General features: G+C 65.3%; 22 protein-coding genes. 21 read left to right on the top strand and 1 reads right to left on the bottom strand.

The features are described from left to right. Positions 1-11: 11 nt before the first annotated feature. Positions 12-782, bottom strand: coding sequence for a ParA family protein (locus GV818_RS01745; protein WP_161754585.1), 771 nt, complete (start codon positions 780-782; stop codon positions 12-14). A gap of 399 nt (positions 783-1,181) precedes the next feature. On the opposite strand from GV818_RS01745, the gene GV818_RS01740 reads away from it, so the two are divergent. The 21 genes from GV818_RS01740 to GV818_RS01640 are packed head-to-tail and all read left to right on the top strand — an operon-like array spanning position 1,182 to position 19,794. Then, positions 1,182-1,847, top strand: a complete 666-nt coding sequence (locus GV818_RS01740; RefSeq protein ID WP_161754644.1) for a beta-ketoacyl synthase chain length factor — start codon at positions 1,182-1,184, stop codon at positions 1,845-1,847. Continuing rightward, complete coding sequence (locus tag GV818_RS01735; RefSeq protein WP_161754583.1) at positions 1,823-2,644, top strand: lysophospholipid acyltransferase family protein; 822 nt, start codon at positions 1,823-1,825, stop codon at positions 2,642-2,644. The genes GV818_RS01740 and GV818_RS01735 overlap by 25 nt, the downstream gene beginning before the upstream one ends. After that, the gene (locus GV818_RS01730) at positions 2,613-2,885 is read left to right on the top strand and encodes a phosphopantetheine-binding protein (RefSeq protein ID WP_161754581.1); all 273 of its coding nucleotides are present in this window, start codon (positions 2,613-2,615) and stop codon (positions 2,883-2,885) included. Before GV818_RS01735 ends, GV818_RS01730 begins: the two co-directional genes overlap by 32 nt. Before the next feature lie 9 nt (positions 2,886-2,894). Further along, a complete protein-coding gene (locus GV818_RS01725; RefSeq protein WP_161754579.1) occupies positions 2,895-3,149 on the top strand; it encodes an acyl carrier protein in 255 nt (84 codons plus the stop codon). After that, positions 3,146-3,691, top strand: coding sequence for a hypothetical protein (locus tag GV818_RS01720; RefSeq protein WP_161754577.1), 546 nt, complete (start codon positions 3,146-3,148; stop codon positions 3,689-3,691). Before GV818_RS01725 ends, GV818_RS01720 begins: the two co-directional genes overlap by 4 nt. Next, positions 3,688-5,361, top strand: coding sequence for an ApeI family dehydratase (locus GV818_RS01715; RefSeq protein WP_161775693.1), 1,674 nt, complete (start codon positions 3,688-3,690; stop codon positions 5,359-5,361). The genes GV818_RS01720 and GV818_RS01715 overlap by 4 nt, the downstream gene beginning before the upstream one ends. 31 nt (positions 5,362-5,392) lie before the next feature. Beyond that, on the top strand, positions 5,393-6,151 hold the full coding sequence (locus GV818_RS01710; protein WP_161754573.1) for a glycosyltransferase family 2 protein: 759 nt from the start codon (positions 5,393-5,395) through the stop codon (positions 6,149-6,151). Then, the gene (locus GV818_RS01705) at positions 6,148-7,104 is read left to right on the top strand and encodes a glycosyl transferase (RefSeq protein WP_161754571.1); all 957 of its coding nucleotides are present in this window, start codon (positions 6,148-6,150) and stop codon (positions 7,102-7,104) included. The genes GV818_RS01710 and GV818_RS01705 overlap by 4 nt, the downstream gene beginning before the upstream one ends. Beyond that, entirely contained in the window at positions 7,085-8,629 is a 1,545-nt protein-coding gene (locus tag GV818_RS01700; protein ID WP_161754569.1) for an HAL/PAL/TAL family ammonia-lyase, read from the top strand. The genes GV818_RS01705 and GV818_RS01700 overlap by 20 nt, the downstream gene beginning before the upstream one ends. Next, positions 8,622-9,047 (top strand): acyl-CoA thioesterase, encoded by a 426-nt coding sequence (locus GV818_RS01695; RefSeq protein WP_161775692.1) that lies wholly within the window; start codon positions 8,622-8,624, stop codon positions 9,045-9,047. The genes GV818_RS01700 and GV818_RS01695 overlap by 8 nt, the downstream gene beginning before the upstream one ends. Next, on the top strand, positions 9,044-9,724 hold the full coding sequence (locus GV818_RS01690; protein WP_161775691.1) for an outer membrane lipoprotein carrier protein LolA: 681 nt from the start codon (positions 9,044-9,046) through the stop codon (positions 9,722-9,724). The genes GV818_RS01695 and GV818_RS01690 overlap by 4 nt, the downstream gene beginning before the upstream one ends. Further along, positions 9,708-12,050 (top strand): MMPL family transporter, encoded by a 2,343-nt coding sequence (locus GV818_RS01685; RefSeq protein WP_161775690.1) that lies wholly within the window; start codon positions 9,708-9,710, stop codon positions 12,048-12,050. The genes GV818_RS01690 and GV818_RS01685 overlap by 17 nt, the downstream gene beginning before the upstream one ends. Then, positions 12,044-13,234, top strand: a complete 1,191-nt coding sequence (locus GV818_RS01680) for a sodium:proton antiporter (RefSeq protein ID WP_161775689.1) — start codon at positions 12,044-12,046, stop codon at positions 13,232-13,234. Before GV818_RS01685 ends, GV818_RS01680 begins: the two co-directional genes overlap by 7 nt. Then, positions 13,221-14,468, top strand: a complete 1,248-nt coding sequence (locus GV818_RS01675) for an NAD(P)/FAD-dependent oxidoreductase (RefSeq protein ID WP_161754559.1) — start codon at positions 13,221-13,223, stop codon at positions 14,466-14,468. The genes GV818_RS01680 and GV818_RS01675 overlap by 14 nt, the downstream gene beginning before the upstream one ends. Next, the gene (locus GV818_RS01670) at positions 14,465-15,226 is read left to right on the top strand and encodes a class I SAM-dependent methyltransferase (protein ID WP_161754557.1); all 762 of its coding nucleotides are present in this window, start codon (positions 14,465-14,467) and stop codon (positions 15,224-15,226) included. The genes GV818_RS01675 and GV818_RS01670 overlap by 4 nt, the downstream gene beginning before the upstream one ends. Continuing rightward, positions 15,223-15,708 (top strand): DUF3261 domain-containing protein, encoded by a 486-nt coding sequence (locus GV818_RS01665; protein ID WP_161754555.1) that lies wholly within the window; start codon positions 15,223-15,225, stop codon positions 15,706-15,708. The genes GV818_RS01670 and GV818_RS01665 overlap by 4 nt, the downstream gene beginning before the upstream one ends. After that, positions 15,705-16,901: a beta-ketoacyl-[acyl-carrier-protein] synthase family protein gene (locus GV818_RS01660; RefSeq protein WP_161754553.1), complete on the top strand. Its 1,197-nt coding sequence runs from the start codon at positions 15,705-15,707 to the stop codon at positions 16,899-16,901. Before GV818_RS01665 ends, GV818_RS01660 begins: the two co-directional genes overlap by 4 nt. Then, the gene (locus GV818_RS01655; protein WP_161754551.1) at positions 16,898-17,371 is read left to right on the top strand and encodes an ApeP family dehydratase; all 474 of its coding nucleotides are present in this window, start codon (positions 16,898-16,900) and stop codon (positions 17,369-17,371) included. Before GV818_RS01660 ends, GV818_RS01655 begins: the two co-directional genes overlap by 4 nt. Then, positions 17,368-18,096, top strand: coding sequence for a 3-oxoacyl-ACP reductase FabG (gene fabG / locus GV818_RS01650; protein WP_161754549.1), 729 nt, complete (start codon positions 17,368-17,370; stop codon positions 18,094-18,096). The genes GV818_RS01655 and fabG overlap by 4 nt, the downstream gene beginning before the upstream one ends. Continuing rightward, a complete protein-coding gene (locus GV818_RS01645; protein WP_161754547.1) occupies positions 18,096-19,322 on the top strand; it encodes a beta-ketoacyl-ACP synthase in 1,227 nt (408 codons plus the stop codon). Before fabG ends, GV818_RS01645 begins: the two co-directional genes overlap by 1 nt. Positions 19,323-19,347: 25 nt before the next feature. Further along, the gene (locus GV818_RS01640; RefSeq protein ID WP_161754545.1) at positions 19,348-19,794 is read left to right on the top strand and encodes a hypothetical protein; all 447 of its coding nucleotides are present in this window, start codon (positions 19,348-19,350) and stop codon (positions 19,792-19,794) included. Positions 19,795-19,834 lie beyond the last annotated feature (40 nt).

Raw genomic sequence — 19,834 nt, 5'->3', positions numbered from 1 at the left:
CAACATCAAGCTCAGGCGCTTTCCAGCAGACTGTGCAGGTCGACGAATTGCTGGGTCAGCTTGTGCCGTGGATCGAGGTGGATCAGCGGCATGCTGGCCTGGTGGGATTCACGCATGCGCACCGAACTGGCCAGGTACACCGGCAGTACCGGCAAACCCTCGCTGATCAGTTCGTCGAGCATCTGCTGCGGCAAGCTGGCCCGGGCCTGGAATTGGTTGACCACAATGCCCTCGACCTCCAGGCCTTCGTTGTGCTCCTCCTTCAAGTCTTCGATTTCCGCCAGCAGGCCATACAGCGCCTGACGGGAGAAACTGTCGCAGTCGAAAGGGATCAACACCCGATCAGCGGCAATCAACGCCGACACCGCGTAGAAGTTCAACGCCGGCGGGGTATCGAGGTAGATCCGGTCATAGTCCTCGGCCAACTCGTCGAGCAGTTTGCGCAGCCTGTTGATCTTGTGCTTGGCCTCAAGCTTGGGCTGCAGGTCAGCCAATTCGGCGGTGGCCGTCACCACGTGCAAGTTGTCGAACGGCGTCTCGTAGATATCCACCTGGTTCTTCTTCGAGAAGGGCCCGGACGACAGGGTCTGCTTGAAGAAGTCGGCGATGCCCATGGGAATGTCCTCGCCGGTCAGGCCGGTAAGGTATTGGGTCGAGTTGGCCTGGGCATCCAGGTCCACCAGCAAGGTGCGATAGCCCTCGCTGGCGCTGACCGCCGCCAGATTGCAGGCAATACTGGATTTGCCGACGCCACCTTTCTGATTGAACACCACACGCCGCATGTCTAGACCTCCGTGTTTCAAAGATCACCGAGTGTAGTAGGCCATACCGCCCCTTCGCTACCTCGGCAACGCAAGAGTTGCCCATGGCCTGCTCCCCTGGGGATAACTGGCGCAAAGGCTTGGCAGCAGGGGATTAGAGCAGGGACAAAACCCGATAGAGGCAAAACGCCATCCATGATCAACTCAGATTTATCGTTTTTACGACCAGCAGTCCAACCAGCATTTGCTACAAGCCAGTTGCACCGGGATAATGCGCGCCACTGGCGCTCTCGCGTCACCCAGGTCAATCACCGACCGAAGCGACACACCGCGTCAAGGAAGCCCGCAGGGGCGGGATGAAATCAAGTGATCAAGTTCAACATCGCTCAATGGCGTGCGTGGGCCCCTGGGCTCGAAAGCATGGACGCCTGGCAGGCCTGGAGCCAACAGCCGGTCCGGCCTGATAACAGCGATGCCGCCCCCGATGTGTCCTTCCTCCCCGCCATGCAGCGGCGCCGTCTCAGTCGCCTGGCACGCATGGCGTTCAGCGTTGGCTGGCCATTGGCCGAGGGCCTTGAGCAGTTGCCACTGGTGTTCATTTCCCGTCACGGCGAAACCCCGCGAACCTTTGAGATACTCAGCGACCTGGCCGCCGAGCAGCCACTGTCGCCGACCCAGTTCAGCCTCTCAGTGCACAACGCAGTGATCGGCCTGTGGTCCATCATGCGTGGTGAAACCAGTGAAATGACGGCCCTGGCCGCTGGCGGAGACGGCCTGGAACACGGCCTGCTGGAGGCCGCCATGCTGCTCGCCGACGGCGCCCCCCATGTGCTGCTGGTGATCACCGAGGAACAGCCGCCCGAGGCCTATGCCAGCTGGATCGACGACGTACCGTTCCCCTATGCCTTGGGCCTGTTGCTGACACCCGGCGACGACTGGCAGCTGTCCCTGGACAGCCACGACGGCCAAATCCCCAAGGCGCAATGGCCCCACGCCTTGAATCTGTTGCGTGCCCTGCTCGGCTCGCAGACCTTTTGCCAACATGCCTGGATGAATCGTGTATGGACCTGGCAACGCAGCCATTGAACACCAAGGGCCGCAACGCCTACTACTGGCGTCTACTGGCCACAGCGCTGAGTTTTACACTGTTCGGAATAGGTGGTTTGTGCCTGCGCCTGGTGATTTTCCCCCTGCTCGGCTGCCTGCCCGGCGATGCCCGCAGCCACCGCCTGCGAGCACGCAAGACCGTCAGCCGGCTGTTCTGGCTGTTCATCCGCTTCATGGCCAAAAGTGGCGTTCTCACCTATGAAGTCCAGGGCGCCGACCTGCTCGGGCGTCCGGGGCAGATGATCATCGCCAATCACCCGTCGCTGATCGACGTGGTGTTCCTGATCGGCCTGGTGCGAGACGCCAACTGCGTGGTCAAGCAAAGCCTCTGGAACAATCCTTTTACCCGTGGCCCGGTACGCTCCACTCAGTACATCAGCAACGATGGCAGCCTGGACATGCTCGATGCCGCCTCCCAGGCACTGCAAGAGGGCCAGACACTGATCGTCTTTCCCGAGGGCACCCGCACCCAGCCGGGCAGCGACCCTGCCTTTCATCGGGGGGCGGCGGCGATTGCCCTGCGGGGTGCGAAGATCATCACCCCGGTGGTGATCAGGGTCAGCCCCACCACCCTGACCAAGGCCGAGCCCTGGTATCGCATCCCGCAATGCCGTGTGCACTTCAGTTTTCACGTTGGGGCCGATATAGACCCACAGACCTTTGCTGCCCAAGGCCCAGCGCCCCAGGCTTCGCGCAAGCTCAATGAGCACTTGCACCACTATTTCATCAAGGAGCTCGCCAGAGATGAGCGATACAAACCCGGACCTGATGCTTGAAATCAAACTGCTGATCATCGACGCCCTGGGCCTCGAAGACATCAGCGCCCAGGACATCGGCAACGACCAGACCCTGTTCGGCGAAGGCCTCGGCCTGGACTCAGTGGACGCCCTCGAGCTGGGCCTGGCGGTCCAGAAGAAGTACGGCATCAAGATCGACGCCGACGCCAAGGACACCCGCAACCACTTCAGTAACGTGGCGAGCCTTGCGGCGTTCGTCACTGCAAAACAGGCAGCCTGAGAACCGACCATGCAAACCCGTGACGATATCTTCAACACCCTGCGCAATGCCCTGGTCGAACTGTTTGAACTGGAGCCTGCGCGCATCAACCTGGACTCCAACCTGTACCAGGACCTGGAAATCGACAGCATTGACGCCGTCGACCTGATCGACCACATCAAACGCCAGACCGGCAAGAAAATCGCCGCCGAGGAATTCAAGTCGGTGCGCACCGTCAATGACGTGGTCGAGGCGGTTTACCGTCTGGTCCAGCCGGCCGCATGAGTCGGCTGATCGGCCTGGGCTTGTTGCTGGCCGGCCTGCTTTACCCCTTCGCGGTGTATTTCGGCATGGAGCACTTCGCTCCGTGGCAGTTTGGCCTGCTGCTGGGTGGCCTGTGGCTGGCCCGGGTGCTGACCGGCGAACGTCGCCCTGGCAGCTTGTGGATGGCCGCCGCGGCGATTGCCTTCTGCCTGCTGCTGGCCTGGTTCGACCACCCGGCACTGCTGCGCTGGTATCCGGTGCTGATCAGCAGCTTCATGCTCGGCCTGTTCGGCCTGAGCCTGAAGTACGGCCCGCCGGTAGCGGAACGCCTGGCCCGCATCAGCGAGCCGGATCTGCCGGAAAAAGCCGTGCGTTATACCCGCCAGGTAACCATTGCCTGGAGTGTGTTTTTCCTCTGTAACGGAATGCTCGCCGCGGCCCTGACACTCTGGGCGCCGCTGAGTTGGTGGACGTTGTACAACGGCCTGATCGCCTACGGGCTGATGGGCTTGCTGTTTGCCATTGAGTGGCTATTACGACAACGGGTGCGAGGCCGTAGATGAACTGGATTCCCCTTGAGCAACTGTTGCTCAAGACGCACACATCACGAGTGGTCAGTGCCCATCCCGGGATCGACCTGGAGCGCTTGCAGGAACAGGCCCTGAGCCTGGCCGCGGCCCTGCAAGCCCGTGGCGTGAAGCGCCTGGCGCTGCACCTGGAAGATGCCGTGGAACTGGCGGTGGCGCTGCTCGGCGCCTGGCGTGCCGGGGTCAGCGTGCTGTTGCCCGCCGACCTGCAAGCCCAGACCCGCCAGCGCTGGGCGGCGGACGTCGACCTGTGGCTGACCGACCAGGACACACCCTTGCAACAGTTGCAGGACAGCCCCCTGGCGGCGGCTGAACTGGACCTGGACGGCTGCCGGCTGAGCCTGTGCACTTCCGGCTCCAGCGGTGAACCCAAGCGCATCGAGAAAAACCTGCGGCAACTGGCCAACGAAGTCCAGGCCCTGGAACAGCTGTGGGGCGCAGACCTGGGCCACGCCTGGATCATCGGCAGCGTTGCCACCCAGCATATCTACGGCTTGCTGTTCCGCGTGCTCTGGCCGCTGTGCGCCGGACGTCCTTTCGTGCGTCGCCAGTTGCCGTTCCCCGAAGACCTGCAACGGGCCAGTCGCGAGTGCCCCGCGTTTGCCTGGGTAGCAAGCCCTGCCCTGCTCAAGCGCATGAGCGACAACCTCGACTGGCCCGCGCTGAGCCAGGTGCGGCGAGTGTTTTCTTCCGGCGGCGCCTTGCCTGCCGATGCCGCGAGCAACCTGCAACATCGCTTGCAGCAATGGCCAACGGAAATTCTTGGCAGCTCCGAGACCGGCGGCATTGCCTGGCGCCAGGGCGACACCCTGTGGCAGCCCTTCGCCGACGTCCGGGTGAGCCAGAACAGCGACGGCGCGCTGTTGATCGCCTCGCCCTACCTGCCTGCCGGGCATGTCGAACACACCGCCGATGCCGCGCGGATTGCCGCCGATGGACGCTTCGAACTGCTGGGACGCCTGGACCGCATCGTCAAACTGGAAGAAAAACGCATTTCCCTGCCCATGCTGGAACAGGCTCTGGAGCACCACGACTGGGTGGCGCAAGCGCGGCTCGGCGTGATCGAGGAAAACCGTGCCTACCTCGGCGCCCTGCTGGTGCTCAATGACTCCGGTCTGCATGCCTTGCGCAATCAGGGCCGACGGCACCTGACCCAGACTCTGCGCCAGCACCTGGCCCAGCACTGTGAAGCCCTGGCCCTGCCGCGGCGCTGGCGCCTGGTGCGACAAATGCCCCTGAACAGCCAGGGCAAACTGCCCCAGGCCGAGGTCCAGGCCCTGCTCCTGGCCCCACGCCCGCAAGCCCCGGAAGTACTGCAGCAGGTGCAGCACGAGGGAGAGTGGCAACTGCAACTGGCGATCCCGCCAGACCTGGCGTATTTCAGCGGGCACTTCCCCGCCACCCCGGTGCTGCCGGGGGTAGTGCAAGTGGACTGGGCCCTGGCCCTGGGCCAGCAACTGCTCGAACTGCCGGGCCGCTTCGCCGGCATGGAAGTGCTGAAGTTCCAGCAACTGGTGCGCCCCGGCGACCGCATCCAGCTCAACCTGCGCTTCGATGCCCAGCGCCAGAAACTCTATTTCGCCTACTTGAATGACGGGGCCCCCTGCTCCAGCGGGCGGATCGTTCTGGAGGCCGGCTGTGGATAACTCTTCCCGCTTCGCGGCTGTAGGAGCTGGCTTGCCAGCGAAGGGTCCAACGCCGACCCACACGCCCTGCGCCGTCATCCCGGTCTACAACCACGAAACTGCCGTGCCCGCGGTGCTCAATGCCCTCTTGGCACAAGGCCTGCCCTGCATCCTGGTCGACGACGCCAGCAGCCCCGCCTGCGCCTGTGTGCTGGAGCAACTGGCAGGTCTCGATCAGGTGTTCCTGATCCGCCTGGCCATCAACCAGGGCAAAGGCGGTGCCGTCATGGCCGGCCTGCGGGAAGCCGCGAACCTGGGCTTCAGCCACGCCCTGCAAGTGGACGCCGACGGCCAGCATGACCTGGCGGATGTGGATAACTTCATCCGCCACTCCCAGGAGCACCCCCAAGCACTGATCTGCGGTTATCCACAGTACGACGCCAGCGTGCCCAAGGGCCGCCTGTACGCGCGCTACCTGACCCACGTCTGGGTGTGGATCAACAGCCTGTCGCTGCAGATCCCGGATTCGATGTGCGGCTTCCGGGTCTATCCCCTGCCGGCGACCTTGGCCCTGATCGACTCGGTACAGCTGGGCCAGCGCATGGACTTCGACCCGGAAATCCTAGTGCGCCTGTCATGGCGCAAGCAGCCCATGCTCTGGCTGCCGACCCGGGTGCATTATCCCCAGGACGGCCTGTCGCACTTTCGCCTGTTCCACGACAACGCGCTGATCTCCAAGATGCACGCCAAGCTGTTCTTCGGCATGTTGGCGCGCCTGCCAGTGATCCTCTGGCGGCGGTGGCGCTCATGAGTCAGAAGCCTTCCAAGGAGCCCACCAGCGAACACTGGGCCGAGCATCAGGAACGCGGCAGCTTCTGGCTGATGAAGCTCACCGCGTTCGGCGTTCGAGTGCTCGGGCGCCGAGTACTGAGCCCGGTGCTGTACGCCATCGTGTTCTACTTCTTCCTGTTCGGTCGCAGCGCTCGCTGCAGCATCTGGCAGTACCAGCAGCGCCTGGCGCAATGGAGCGGGCGTGACGAATTGCGCCCCAGCCATTGGCGAGTGTTTCGCCAGTTCATGGCCTTTGCCGACGCCCTGCTGGACAAGCTCGACGTGTGGAACGGCAAGCTGCGCATCGAGCAGATCGAGATCATCGATCCGGCGGCACTGCGCCACCAATTGCGCGGCGAGCGCGGGCAGATGCTGGTGGGCGCACACCTGGGCAACCTGGAAGTCTGCCGCGCCCTGGCCGAGCTGGGGGAGCAGGTGACCATGAACGTGCTGGTGCACACCAAGCACGCCGAACGCTTCAACCGACTGCTGGGCGAAGCCGGCGCCAGCAACCTGCGGCTGATTCAGGTCAGCGAGCTGGACCCGGCGATCATGCTGCAACTGAGCCAGCGCCTGGACCGCGGCGAGTGGCTGGCGATTGCCGGCGACCGCGTACCGCTGCACGGCGGACGCAACGTGCGGGTGGATTTTCTTGGCCATCAGGCGGCGTTCCCGCAAGGCCCCTGGCTACTGGCGGGGCTGCTCAAATGCCCGGTCAACCTGCTGCTGTGCCTGAAACAGCAGGGCCGTTACCGGGTGATCCTCGAACCCTTCGCCGAGGCCGTGCAGTGGAAACGCAACGACCGCCAGCAAGTGATTGCCCAGTGGACCGCCCGCTACGCCGAACGCCTGGGCCAGTACTGCCTGCAGGCGCCGCAACAATGGTTCAACTTTTACCCATTCTGGAAGACCGATGACGACCTCAACCCATGAGCCGGTAACCTTCGGCGAACACCCTCTGCGCATCGAAGACGTGCTGGCCCTGGCCAACCGCCAAGTGCCGACGCGCCTGCAAAGCGACGCCGCCTGGCGCCAGCGGATTGCCAAGGGGGCACAGTTCCTCGACTCCCTGCTGGACAAGGAAGGGGTGATCTACGGCGTGACCACCGGTTATGGCGACTCCTGCGTGGTGGCCGTGCCCCTGGAGCACGTCGAGGCCCTGCCCCGTCATCTGTACACCTTCCACGGCTGCGGCCTGGGCAAGCTGCTGGACGCCCAAGCCACCCGCGCGGTGCTGGCGGCGCGCTTGCAGTCGCTGTGCCACGGCGTCTCCGGGGTCCGCGTGGAACTGCTGGAGCGCCTGCAAGCCTTCCTCGATCAGGACATCCTGCCGCTGATCCCCGAAGAGGGTTCGGTGGGCGCCAGTGGCGACCTGACGCCGCTGTCCTACGTGGCCGCCACCTTGTCCGGCGAGCGCGAAGTGCTGTTCCGTGGCGAGCGTCGTGAAGCTGCCGACGTACACCGTGAACTGGGCTGGGAGCCTCTGGTGCTGCGGCCCAAGGAAGCCCTGGCGTTGATGAACGGCACCGCGGTGATGACCGGGCTGGCCTGCCTGGCCTTCGCCCGGGCCGACTACCTGCTGCGCCTGGCGACCCGCATCACCGCCCTCAACGTGGTGGCCCTGCAAGGCAACCCGGAGCACTTCGACGAGCGCCTGTTCGCCGCCAAGCCGCACCCGGGGCAGATGCAAGTGGCCGCCTGGCTGCGCCAGGACCTGGCGATCGACGCCCCTACCGCGCCCCTGCATCGCCTGCAGGACCGCTACTCCCTGCGCTGCGCGCCCCACGTGCTGGGGGTGCTGGCCGACAGCCTGAACTGGCTGCGCGGCTTCATCGAAACCGAGCTCAACAGCGCCAACGACAACCCGATCATCGACGCCGAGGCCGAGCGCGTGCTGCACGGTGGGCACTTCTATGGCGGGCACATCGCCTTCGCCATGGACAGCCTGAAGAACCTGGTGGCCAATGTCGCCGACCTGCTGGACCGGCAACTGGCCCTGCTGGTGGACGTGCGCTACAACCACGGCCTGCCGAGCAACCTGTCCGGCGCCAGCGCCGAGCGCGCCATGCTTAACCACGGTTTCAAGGCGGTGCAGATCGGCGCCAGCGCCTGGACCGCCGAAGCCCTGAAAAACACGATGCCGGCCAGCGTGTTCTCGCGCTCCACCGAGTGCCACAACCAGGACAAGGTGAGCATGGGCACCATCGCCGCCCGGGACGCGATTCGCGTGCTGGAGCTCACCGAGCAAGTGGCCGCCGCCGCCTTGCTGGCGGCCAACCAGGGGGTCTGGCTGCGCAGCCAGGAAACCGATGCCCGGCCGCTGCCACCGGCCCTGGATGCCATGCACCGGCAACTGGCCGAAGATTTTGCACCGGTGATCGAGGATCGGGCCCTGGAACGCGAGCTGCGTCTGTGCCTGCAGCGCATTGCCGAACAACACTGGAGGCTGCATGCGTAGTCAGGGAGTGATCCACGCCGACACCCAGATCCTCGTGCCGTTCTTCGACATCGACACCATGCATGTCGTCTGGCACGGGCACTACGTCAAGTACCTGGAAGTCGCCCGTTGCGCCCTGCTGGACCAGCTCGGCCACAACTACAACCAGATGCTCGAATCCGGCTATGCCTGGCCGGTGATCGACCTGCAGCTGCGCTACGTGCGTGGCGCGGTGTTCGGCCAGACCCTGAACGTGCGCGCCAGCCTGGTGGAGTGGGAGAACCGCCTGAAGATCAACTACCTGATCACCGACCTGGCCAGCGGCGAACGCCTGACCCGCGCCAGCTCGGTGCAGGTGGCGGTAGAAATCGCCAGCCGGGAAATGCAGCTGGCCTCGCCCAAGGTCTTCACCGACGCCGTCGCGAGGGCCCTGCCATGACTGTAGGAGCGAGCTTGCTCGCGAAGAGGGTCTGTCTGTCTGCCCATTGCACGGTGCTGAGCACTGTGGTGCGGCGGTTCGCGAGCAAGCTCGCTCCTACGGTGCTGGTGTTGTTGCTGGTGCCGGGGCTGGCTCAGGCATTCGATCTGCAACAGTTGAGCGATCAGCTGTCGCGGCCGGAGGTGATCCACGGCCGCTTCGTCCAGGAAAAGCACCTGCGGGCCCTGCCCCAGCCGCTGACCAGCAAGGGTCACTTCGTGCTGGCGAAAAACCACGGCCTGCTGTGGCTGCTGCAAACCCCACTGCAACAGGACTACCGCATCACTGCCCAGGGCATCGCCCGGCGCGATGGCGGCGGCTGGCAGATGCTTCCCGGCAAGAGCGCCGGGGCCGAGCAGAACCGCCTGTTCCTCGCCGTGCTGCAGGGCGACAGCAGCGGCCTGCAACGGGACTTCGACCTCCAGTTGCAAGGCAGCGCACAGCAGTGGCAGTTGCAATTGATCCCCCGCTCGCTGTTGCTGAAACAGATCTTCACCCAGATCAACATCGACGGCGGCGAGCTGGTGCAGCGCATCGAGTTGCTGGAAGCGCAGGGCGACCGCACCTTGCTGATCATGCAGGACAGCACCAGTGCCCAGCCCTTGAGCGAAGCGGAGCAACATGACTTTGCCGAGTGAACGCTGGCTACCACGATTGTTCCTGCTCCTGCTGGTGGCCGTGCTGGCCCTGGGCGCCTGGCAATGGCGCCACGGTGCACCGCTGTCCGCCAACCTGATGGAGCTGGTGCCCGGTACTGCCCCGGACGCCCTTGAACTGCAGGCCGAACAACGCATGCAAGAACCCCTGAACCGGGAAATCCTGGTGTTGGTGGGGCATGCCGAGCGTCAACAAGCCGTGGCCATGGCCCAGCAACTGGCCGGGCAATGGCAGGCCAGCGGCCTGTTCGACAAGGTCCAGTGGAACCTGCAGGCCGACCTGCCGGCCTTGCGCAGCCAACTGCTGCAAGGCCGACTGGCGATGCTGGCGGCCAAGGACCGCGAGCAGTTGATCGAGCAGCCCCAGGCATTCATCCAGCAACGGCTGCAGGGCCTGTTCGACCCTTTCGGCGGCTTCACCCTGGTGCCGAGCCAGGATGACTGGCTGGGCCTGAGCGGACGCATCCAGAACAGTCAGCCGCAGCACGGCGCGGTGCAGCTGGATATCGGCAGCGGCGCCCTGGTAGCCGAGGCCGACGGCAAGCACTGGGTGCTGCTGCGGGCGCGCACCAGCGGCAATGCCTTCGACATGCAACTGCCGCTGCAGGTGGCCGAGTTGCTGCGTGATAGTCGCCAGCAGGCCGACCAACAGCAGGTGCAACTGCTGGCCGCCAGCGGCCTGCTGTACGCCGCCAACGGGCAACAGCAGGCCACCCGGGAAATCACCTGGGTCGGTGGCGGCGCGACCCTGGGCATTCTGTTGCTGTTGCTCCTGGCATTCCGCCGCTGGCGTGTCCTGCTGGCCTTCGTTCCGGTGCTGGTGGGCATGCTGTTCGGTGCCGTGGCCTGCGTCGCCTTGTTTGGCCGTATGCATGTCATGACCCTGGTACTGGGCTCAAGCCTGATCGGCGTGGCGGTCGATTACCCGCTGCATTACCTGTCCAAGAGCTGGAGCCTGAAACCCTGGCACAGCTGGCCGGCCCTGCGCCTGACCCTGCCAGGGCTGAGCCTGAGCCTGGTGACCAGTTGCATCGGCTACCTGGCCCTGGCCTGGACCCCATTCCCGGCCCTGACCCAGATCGCGGTGTTTTCTGCCGCCGGCCTGGTGGGGGCCTACCTGTCGGCAGTGTGCCTGTTGCCGGCGCTGCTCAAGGGCGTCGAGTTGCGCCCGGCGCAGTGGCCGTTGCGGGTAGCCGAAGCCCTGCTCAAGGTCCGCGCTGCGCTGCTCAAACGCGTGCCGAGCCCGGTGCTGCTGGCCCTGCTGGCACTGTTCTGTGCCGCGGGCCTGTGGCAACTGAGCAGCAAGAACGATATCCGCCAGTGGGTCGGTGCGCCGCCGCAACTGCTGCAAGAGGCCCAGGCCATTGCGCGGATTACCGGCTATCAACCCACCAGCCAGTTCTTCCTGGTGCGTGCCGCCAACCAGCCACAGTTGCTGGAGCGCCTGGACACCCTGGACCAGCGCCTGCAACCGTTGGTGAGCCAGGGCAAGCTCAAGGGCTACCTGTCCCTGAACCAACTGGTCAGCCAGCCCGAGGTACAGCAGCAGGTGCGTGAAGCCCTCAAGCAACTGCCGAAATTCTGGCAACCGTTGCTGGACTTGGGCGTGCCTCTTGATGCACTGCAAAACGAGCTGAGCCAGCTCCAGGCGCTGCCCATCGAAGATATCGATGCCGCTCTGCGCGGCCCATTGGCCGAACCCTATCGTTCGCTGTGGCTGGGCAGCAATGATAACGGCGTGGCCGCCATGATCAGCTTGCAAGGTCTGAACGATGCCGCCCTGCTGCGGGTGCAGGCCGAGGGCCTGCCAGGCGTGCAACTGGTGGATCGCCTGGGCGACCTGAACCGGGTGTTCGCCGCCACCCAGGTCAGCGCCGCCGAACTCAAGCTGGCCTCTTGCGTGTTGATCGTGCTGCTGTTGATCCTGCCCTTCGGTTTCGGTGGTGCCCTGCGCCTGGTGGCCCTGCCGTTGCTGGCAGCCCTGTGCAGCCTGGCCAGCCTCGGCTGGCTGGGTCAGCCGCTGACCCTGTTCAGCCTGTTTGGCCTGCTGCTGGTGACCGCCATCAGCGTCGACTACGCGATCCTCATGCGCGAGCAGATCGGCGGCGCCGCGGTGAGCTTGCTGGGCACCCTGCTCGCGGCCCTGACCACTTGGCTGTCGTTCGGCCTGTTGGCCATTTCCAGCACCCCGGCGGTGAGCAACTTCGGCCTGGCGGTGAGCCTGGGGCTGGCCTTCAGCTTTATCCTCGCGCCCTGGGCCGGCCACACGCCGCACCCGGCAACCGACGCGCAGCGTTCGCCATGCTGACCTTACTGTTCTGGCTGCTGGCCCTGGCCCTGTTCGCCCTGGCCACTCAAATCGGCCGACGTTTCGGCCTGATCCCGATCGTCAGCCAACTGCTGCTGGCGACCTTCGGCCTGCCCTTGTTGATGCTGCTGTGGATCGAACCGCACTGGCAGCTCAGCGGTGCGCAACTGGTGTCGCCGCAATGGCTCAAGCACCTCTACAGCCTGAGCTTCGCCCTGCTGCTGGGGCACATCCTCAGTGACGTGATCGACCTGCGCCTGGATCGCCATAGCCTGAAGATCGCCGTGCCGAGCTTCTGCATACCCTTCGCCTGCGGCCTGGCGACAGCCCTCTGGCTGCTGCCGGCGCAACCCTGGCTGAGCTCCCTGGCCGTGGGCCTGCTATTCGCCATTACCGCGATCCCTGTGCTCTACCTGTACCTGCGGCACATCCAGTACCCGGCCGCTGCCACCCGGCGCCTGGTGCAGACCGCGATCCTCATCGACCTGGCCTGCTGGAGCCTGTTCGCCCTGGCCCAGGGCAGCCTGCACCTGGGCAGCCTGTTGCTGCCCCTGGCCGGCGCCTGCCTGCCGCTGCTGCTGCGGGCCCTGGGTTTGCGCCAGCCGATGCTGCACAGCCTGGGCTTCTTCGGCCTGCTGGTGGTGGCCGAGCACTACAAGCTCAATGCGCTGATTTTCGGCATCGGCTACCTGCTGTGCATGGCCAGCCTCAAGCTGGCGCTGGTGCTGCCGTTAAAGGCTGCCTGGATGAACCGCTTGCAGACCTTTATCGCCATCCCGCTGATCCTCACCTTCGGCATCGTGCAGATCAACGTGCACAGCGCCCTGGACAGCCTCGGCGGGGTGCAGCTGGCGGCGCTGCTGCTGTTGCCGATCGCCAGCAAGCTGCTGGGCAACTGGCTGGGCCTGGCCTGGGCCGGCGCGTCCTTCGAGGGTGCCAGCCGCTGGCGGGAAAGCCTGCTGCTGAACATTCGCGGCTTGAGCGAGATCGTGTTTCTCAACCTGCTGCTGCAACAACAGCTGATCAGCCCGGCGCTGTACTTCGCGCTGATGCTCATGGGGCTGATCGCCACCCTGCTGCCGGCCCTGGCCGGTTTGCACAAAACCCCCGTGGCTGCGACGAACGTGGCCCCTTTGAATCTGAACATCGCCGAACCGGCAAGGAGCCCCAGTGCCAACAGTTGAAATGCAACGTCGCCAGGTCGTGGTGATCGGTGCCGGCCCCTCGGGGGCCATCGCGGCCGCGCTGCTCAAGCGCCAGGGCCACGACGTGCTGATCGTCGAGCGTCAACATTTCCCACGGTTCTCCATCGGTGAAAGCCTGCTTTCCCACTGCCTGGATTTCGTCGAAGAGGCCGGCATGCTGGAGGCGGTGCAAGCCGCCGGCTTCCAACTCAAGAACGGCGCGGCCTTTGCCTGGGGCGAGCACTACAGCGCCTTCGATTTCGGCGACACCTTCAGCCAGGGCAAGCCCAGCGCGTTCCAGGTTCAGCGGGCTGATTTCGACAAGCTGCTGGCCGACCAGGCAGCCCTGCAAGGGGTTGAGATCCGCTATGGCGAGGAGATCGTCGCGGTGGACGTCGAGCGTGCGCTGCCGCAACTGGACTGCCGCCGCGAAGACGGCAGCCAGTACCGCATCGAGGCCGACTTCATCCTCGACGCCAGCGGCTACGGCCGAGTCCTGCCGCGGCTGCTGGCGCTGGAGGCGCCGTCGAACTTCCCGGTGCGCCGGGCCGTGTTCACCCACGTCGAAGACCGCATCGACTGCGAGCATTTCGACCGCAACAAGATCCTCATCACCACCCACCCGGAACACCGTGACATCTGGTTCTGGAGCATCCCCTTCAGCAACGGGCGCTGCTCGGTGGGCGTGGTGGCTGCCGATGCGCACTTCGCCGGACGCGATGGCGACCTGGACGCCTGCCTGCGCGGTTTCATCGCCGAAACCCCGAGCCTCGCCAAAGTCCTGCAATACGCCGAGTGGGACACCCCGGCACGGACCATCGGCGGCTACTCGGCCAACGTCACCACCTTGCACGGCCCCGGCTTCGCCCTGCTGGGCAACGCCGCGGAATTCCTCGACCCGGTGTTCTCCTCCGGAGTGACCATCGCCATGCGCTCCTCGAGCATGGCCGCCGCCGTACTGCACCGTCAGTTGCAGGGCGAGCACGTCGACTGGCATAGCGAATTCGCCGAACCACTCAAGCGTGGCGTGGACACCTTCCGCTGCTATGTCGAGGGCTGGTACGCCGGGACCTTCCAGGACGTGATCTACCACCCGGGCAGCTCGCCGGAGATCCGCCGCATGATCAGCTCGATCCTGGCCGGTTACGCCTGGGATGAGCGCAACCCCTTCGTCAGCGAACCCAAGCGCCGGCTCAAGGCCCTGTCGGAAGTCTGCGCGAGGGACTGCGTATGAGCGATCAATCCAGCCAATACCTGAGCGACAGCTACGTCGAGGAAACCCGCTTCGGCTTCTGGTTCCTGCGCAGCCACACCTGGCAACACCACGTGCTGCGGGTGGCGATCAATGACCTGCGCTCGCTGTTCGACGGCGAGCCGCCCAGCCACCCGGTGCTGCTGGATGCCGGCTGCGGCCAGGGCAAGTCCTTCCAGTACCTGCGCCAGGTATTCGCTCCGCAGCGCCTGATCGGCCTCGACGCCGACCCCCACAGCCTCCAGCTCAGCGCCGAAGAAGCCCGCCGCCAGCAGCTTCAGGTGGAGCTGATCGGCAGCGACTGCGCCACCCTGGAGCTGGCTGATGCCAGCGTCGACCTGCTGTTCTGCCACCAGACCTTCCATCATCTGGTGGAGCAGCAACAGGCCCTGGCCGAGTTCTACCGGGTGCTCAAGCCCGGGGGTTACCTGCTGTTCGCCGAATCCACCGAGGCCTACATCGATACCTGGGTGATTCGCTGGCTGTTCCGCCATCCGATGCAGGTGCAGAAAAGCGCCGCCGAATATTTGCAGATGATTCGTCAGCAGGGCTTTGAATTCGGCCCGCAGAACGTGTCTTATCCCTACCTGTGGTGGAGCCGCGCCAAGGACTTCGGCCTGCTGGAACGCTTCGGCCTGCGCCAGCCACCGCCGGTGGGCCAGCGCGAGGAAACCCTGGTCAACGTGGTGGCCCGCAAGCCCCTGAATAGCCCTGCTGCCGAGGAAGACCTGTCCGAATGATCCGCGCCCTGCTGCTCGGTTGTGTCCTGTTGCTGAGCGCTTGCGTCAGTCAGGCTCCGCTGCCCGAGAGCAGCCCCTCGCTGGCGTTGCCTCTGCAGTTGCATGTGCAGCGCGAGGCTGAAGGCCAGCGCCAGGACTGGCTGCTGGTGATCCAGGCCGAAGGCCCGAGCTTGCGCTGGTCGCTGATGGACCCCCTGGGCATTCCCCAGGCCCGCCAGCGCCTGGTCAATGGCCAGTGGCAGGCCGACGGCCTGCTGCCGCCCAACCCGGAAGCCCGGGAGCTGTTCGCCGCTTTGCTGTTCGCCCTGACGCCCGCAGCCGAACTGACGGCCAACTACCCCGGTGCCCGACAACAGGGCGCCCAACGCACCCTCGGCCCACGCTGGCGGATTGACTATCAACAACCTCTGGATTTCGAGTTGAACCTGCCTCAAGGCCCGCACTACCACATCACCGCCCTGCGCTCCGAGGCCGTGCCATGACGGCTTACCTGAATGCCCTGGGGGTGATCTGCGCCCTGGGCCGCAATTGCCAGGAAGTCGCTCGCAACCTGTTGGCCGGCGACTGCTCGGGCATGCGTGACGAAAGCCATTGGGTGCCCGAGCGCACCCTGCCAGTGGCTGCGGTGCGTGGCCCATTGGCCGGTATGCCGGCCGGCCTTGAAGCGCAGAACAGCCGCAACAACCAGTTGCTGCTGGAGGCCACGCTGCAGATCACGGACGATATCCAGCAGGTGATCCAGCGCTACGGTCGCAGCCGCATCGGCATTGTCCTGGGCACCAGTACCTCGGGGATCGACGAAGCCAGCCGTGGCATCGCCCACTACCTGCAGGACCGGCAATTCCCGGCAGAGTACGACTACCGCCAACAGGAACTCAGCGCCCCGGCGAACTTCCTCGCCGACTGGCTGCAATTGAGTGGCCCGGCCTATGTGATTTCCACCGCCTGCACCTCCAGCGCCCGGGCCCTGATCAGTGCCCGGCGCCTGCTCGACCTGGGCCTGTGCGACGCCGTGCTGTGCGGCGGGGTCGACAGCCTGTGCAAGCTGACCCTCAACGGCTTCAGGTCCCTGGAGGCGGTTTCCGGGCAACGCTGCAATCCGTTTTCGCGCAACCGCGACGGAATCAACATCGGTGAAGCGGCGGTGCTGTTCCTGATGAGCCGCGAGCCCGCCGGCGACGCCCCCATCGCCCTACTGGGCGGAGGGGCCAGCTCCGACGCCTACCATATTTCCGCCCCGGCCCCCGATGGCCGCGGCGCCCTGCAGGCCATGAGCCTGGCCTTGCGCAGCGCCGGCCTGCAGCCGCAGCAGATCGGCTACCTGAACCTGCATGGCACCGCCACCCTGCACAACGACGCCATGGAAAGCCTGGCCGTGACCCAGCTGTTCCCCGAAGGCGTGCCCTGCTCTTCGACCAAGCCCATGAGCGGCCACACCCTGGGCGCCGCCGGGGCCCTGGAAGCGGCGTTCTGCTGGCTCAGCCTGAGCGCCGAGAACCCCGGCCACGCGCTACCGCCGCACCTCTGGGACGCCCAGGCCGACCCGGCCCTGCCGGTGCTGCGCTGGGTCACCCCGGCCGACCACCTGGACCCGCACGCACCGCGCCGCCTGATGAGCAACTCCTTCGCCTTCGGCGGCAACAACGTCAGCCTGATAATCGGAGACGCCCCATGATTGACTGGCCGCTCGCCGAGTTGCTGCCCCATGCCGGGGACATGATCCTCATCGATCAAGTCCTGGCCTTTGATGAAGAACAGATCCGCACCCGCCTCGAAGTCCGTCCCGGTGGCCTGTTCAATCGCCCCGACGGCAGCCTGCCGGCCTGGGTCGGCGTCGAGCTGATGGCCCAGAGCGTGGCCGCCTACGCCGGTTGCCGCGCCCGCCAGCAGGGCCTGCCGGTGGAGCTGGGCTTTCTTCTCGGCACCCGTAAATTCGAATGCAATGTCGAGCACTTTGCCGTCGGCAGCACCTTGGAAATCCATGCCCTGCGCTCTCTGGAAGACGACAACGGCATGGGTGTGTTCGAGTGCCACCTCACCGGCCCCGGCATCACCGCCAGCGCGCGCCTGAACGTGTTCCGCCCGCCCCAGGCCGCCGACTACCTGCATGAAACACCTGCCTCTTCTACAGGAACCCCGTCATGACTGACTCCGTACTGGTCACCGGCTCCAGCCGTGGCATTGGCCGGGCCATCGCCCTGCGTCTGGCCCGGGCCGGGTATGACCTGGTGCTGCACTGCCGCAGTGGCCGCACCGAAGCCGACGCCGTCAAGGCCGAAGTCGAGGCCCTGGGCCGCAGCGCCCGCGTCCTGCAATTCGATGTCTCGGACCGGGAGGCCTGCCGGGCTGCCCTGGAGGCCGATGTCGAAGCCCATGGCGCCTATTACGGCGTGGTACTGAACGCCGGCCTGACCCGCGACGGCGCCTTCCCGGCCCTCAGCGAAGAGGACTGGGACCAGGTGCTGCGCACCAACCTCGACGGTTTCTACAACGTCCTGCACCCAGTAATGATGCCGATGATCCGCCGCCGTGCAGCCGGGCGCATCGTCTGCATCACCTCGGTGTCGGGGCTGATCGGTAACCGTGGCCAGGTCAACTACAGCGCCTCCAAGGCCGGGGTGATCGGCGCCGCCAAGGCCTTGGCCATCGAGCTGGGCAAGCGCAAGATCACCGTCAACTGTGTCGCTCCGGGGCTGATCGACACCGCCATGCTGGATGAAAACGTGCCGGTGGAAGAACTGCTGAAAATGATTCCCGCCCAGCGCATGGGCACCCCGGAAGAAGTGGCCGGCGCGGTGAACTTCCTGATGTCCGCCGAAGCGTCCTACATCACCCGCCAGGTGCTGGCGGTGAACGGGGGCCTGTGCTGATGAAGCGTGTGGTCGTCACCGGCATGGCCGGCATCACCTCCCTGGGCAACGACTGGGCCAGCATCGCTGAACGCTTTGGCGCCAACCGCAGCGGCATCCGGCGCATGGACGAGTGGGACCGGTTCAGCGAACTCAATACTCGCCTGGCCGGCCCCATCGATGATTTCCAGGTGCCCGCACACTGGACCCGCAAGCAGCTGCGCAGCATGGGTCGAGTCTCGCGGCTCGCCGTCGGGGCTGCCGAGCAGGCGCTGGCCGACGCCGGGTTGCTGGGCGACCCGTCGATCAAGGACGGGCGCATGGGCGTGGCCTGTGGCTCGTCCACCGGCAGCACCGACGAGATCAAGGCCTTCGGCAACATGCTGCTGAACTCGGTGGCAGAAGGACTCAACGCCAACTCCTACGTGCGCATGATGCCCCACACCACGGCAGCCAATATCAGCATCTTCTTCGGCCTCACCGGGCGCCTGATCCCCACCTCCAGTGCCTGCACCAGCGGTAGCCAGGGCATCGGCTACGCCTATGAGGCGATCAAGTTCGGGCGCCTGCCGCTGATGCTGGCTGGCGGCGCCGAAGAGCTGTGCCCCACCGAGGCCATGGTGTTCGACGCACTCTACGCCACCAGCCTGAAGAACGATGCGCCGCACACCAGTCCCCGGCCCTACGATTGCGATCGCGATGGCCTGGTGATCGGTGAAGGCGGCGGCATGCTGGTGCTGGAGGAACTGGAGCACGCCCTGGCCCGTGGCGCGCGCATCCACGCGGAAATCGTCGGTTTCGGCAGCAACGCCGATGGCCAGCACACCACTCGGCCCGAACAAAGCACCATGCGCCGGGCCATGGAGCTGGCACTGGAGGACGCAACCCTGGCACCGACGGCCATTGGTTATGTGAACGGCCACGGCACCGCCACCGAACAGGGCGACATCGCTGAAACCCAGGCCACCAGCAGCTTGTTCGGCAGCCGCATGCCCATCAGTTCGCAGAAGAGCTTTCTCGGCCATACCCTGGGCGCCTGCGGTGCACTGGAATCCTGGTTCAGCATCGAGATGCTCAACCGCGACCTGTACGTGCACACCTGCAACCTGGATCAGGTCGACCCCCGCTGCGGCGAGCTGGACTACCTGCGGGACGGCTTTCGCGCCATGAGCCACGAATACGTGATGAACAACAACTTTGCCTTTGGCGGCGTCAACACTTCGTTGATCTTCCGCCGCTGGCCCTAATGCCTCACTTCACTGGAGAAATGGAATGTCTTCCCTGCTTCGCGCCACCCTCATCGTCCTCGCCCTGCTCAGCGTCACTGCCTGTACCAGCAAGCGGATGTACACCCCCAACCGAGTGCTCCCGGCCACCATCCAGGCCGACCAGGAGCAGGTCAAACAAGCGATCCTGAAAAACCTGGTGGCCCGCAAGTGGACCGTACAGCGCATCAGCCCGGAACTGATCCAGGCCGAGATCACCGTGCGCCAGCAGTTCCACGCGGAGATCGATATCCAGTACTCCGCCAACCACTACAAGATCGTCTACCGCGACAGCCGCGACATGGACTACAAGGACGGCAAGATCCACAAGAACTACATCCGCTGGGTGCGCCTGCTGGACAAGGGTATCTTGCGCGAACTGCGGGACAACCAGAATGAGCGGACCGCGCAACAGCTGTCCGACACGGCGGCCAAGGCCTTCCCTGCGCCGTAATGATTCCTGCCCTGTGACCCCGCTCACAGGGCTGCTTTGC

Origin of the sequence: Pseudomonas sp. Fl4BN1 (assembly GCF_009908285.1) — a bacterium.
Classification (GTDB): Bacteria; Pseudomonadota; Gammaproteobacteria; order Pseudomonadales; family Pseudomonadaceae; genus Aquipseudomonas.
Note: the sequence above shows the minus strand (reverse complement) of the source record. Positions and strands in the feature narration are given on the sequence as shown.

What these genes read in the sequence shown, in the direction of transcription:
- GV818_RS01745 (WP_161754585.1), bottom strand. Translation starts at nt 782, where the DNA reads ATGCGGCGTGTGGTGTTCAATCAGAAAGGTGGCGTCGGCAAATCCAGT.
- GV818_RS01685 (WP_161775690.1), top strand. Translation starts at nt 9,708, where the DNA reads ATGACTTTGCCGAGTGAACGCTGGCTACCACGATTGTTCCTGCTCCTG.
- GV818_RS01725 (WP_161754579.1), top strand. Translation starts at nt 2,895, where the DNA reads ATGCAAACCCGTGACGATATCTTCAACACCCTGCGCAATGCCCTGGTC.
- GV818_RS01705 (WP_161754571.1), top strand. Translation starts at nt 6,148, where the DNA reads ATGAGTCAGAAGCCTTCCAAGGAGCCCACCAGCGAACACTGGGCCGAG.
- GV818_RS01735 (WP_161754583.1), top strand. Translation starts at nt 1,823, where the DNA reads ATGGACCTGGCAACGCAGCCATTGAACACCAAGGGCCGCAACGCCTAC.
- GV818_RS01695 (WP_161775692.1), top strand. Translation starts at nt 8,622, where the DNA reads ATGCGTAGTCAGGGAGTGATCCACGCCGACACCCAGATCCTCGTGCCG.
- GV818_RS01700 (WP_161754569.1), top strand. Translation starts at nt 7,085, where the DNA reads ATGACGACCTCAACCCATGAGCCGGTAACCTTCGGCGAACACCCTCTG.
- GV818_RS01740 (WP_161754644.1), top strand. Translation starts at nt 1,182, where the DNA reads ATGGACGCCTGGCAGGCCTGGAGCCAACAGCCGGTCCGGCCTGATAAC.
- GV818_RS01670 (WP_161754557.1), top strand. Translation starts at nt 14,465, where the DNA reads ATGAGCGATCAATCCAGCCAATACCTGAGCGACAGCTACGTCGAGGAA.
- GV818_RS01640 (WP_161754545.1), top strand. Translation starts at nt 19,348, where the DNA reads ATGTCTTCCCTGCTTCGCGCCACCCTCATCGTCCTCGCCCTGCTCAGC.
- GV818_RS01690 (WP_161775691.1), top strand. Translation starts at nt 9,044, where the DNA reads ATGACTGTAGGAGCGAGCTTGCTCGCGAAGAGGGTCTGTCTGTCTGCC.
- GV818_RS01720 (WP_161754577.1), top strand. Translation starts at nt 3,146, where the DNA reads ATGAGTCGGCTGATCGGCCTGGGCTTGTTGCTGGCCGGCCTGCTTTAC.
- GV818_RS01665 (WP_161754555.1), top strand. Translation starts at nt 15,223, where the DNA reads ATGATCCGCGCCCTGCTGCTCGGTTGTGTCCTGTTGCTGAGCGCTTGC.
- GV818_RS01645 (WP_161754547.1), top strand. Translation starts at nt 18,096, where the DNA reads ATGAAGCGTGTGGTCGTCACCGGCATGGCCGGCATCACCTCCCTGGGC.
- GV818_RS01660 (WP_161754553.1), top strand. Translation starts at nt 15,705, where the DNA reads ATGACGGCTTACCTGAATGCCCTGGGGGTGATCTGCGCCCTGGGCCGC.
- GV818_RS01730 (WP_161754581.1), top strand. Translation starts at nt 2,613, where the DNA reads ATGAGCGATACAAACCCGGACCTGATGCTTGAAATCAAACTGCTGATC.
- GV818_RS01680 (WP_161775689.1), top strand. Translation starts at nt 12,044, where the DNA reads ATGCTGACCTTACTGTTCTGGCTGCTGGCCCTGGCCCTGTTCGCCCTG.
- GV818_RS01655 (WP_161754551.1), top strand. Translation starts at nt 16,898, where the DNA reads ATGATTGACTGGCCGCTCGCCGAGTTGCTGCCCCATGCCGGGGACATG.
- fabG (WP_161754549.1), top strand. Translation starts at nt 17,368, where the DNA reads ATGACTGACTCCGTACTGGTCACCGGCTCCAGCCGTGGCATTGGCCGG.
- GV818_RS01715 (WP_161775693.1), top strand. Translation starts at nt 3,688, where the DNA reads ATGAACTGGATTCCCCTTGAGCAACTGTTGCTCAAGACGCACACATCA.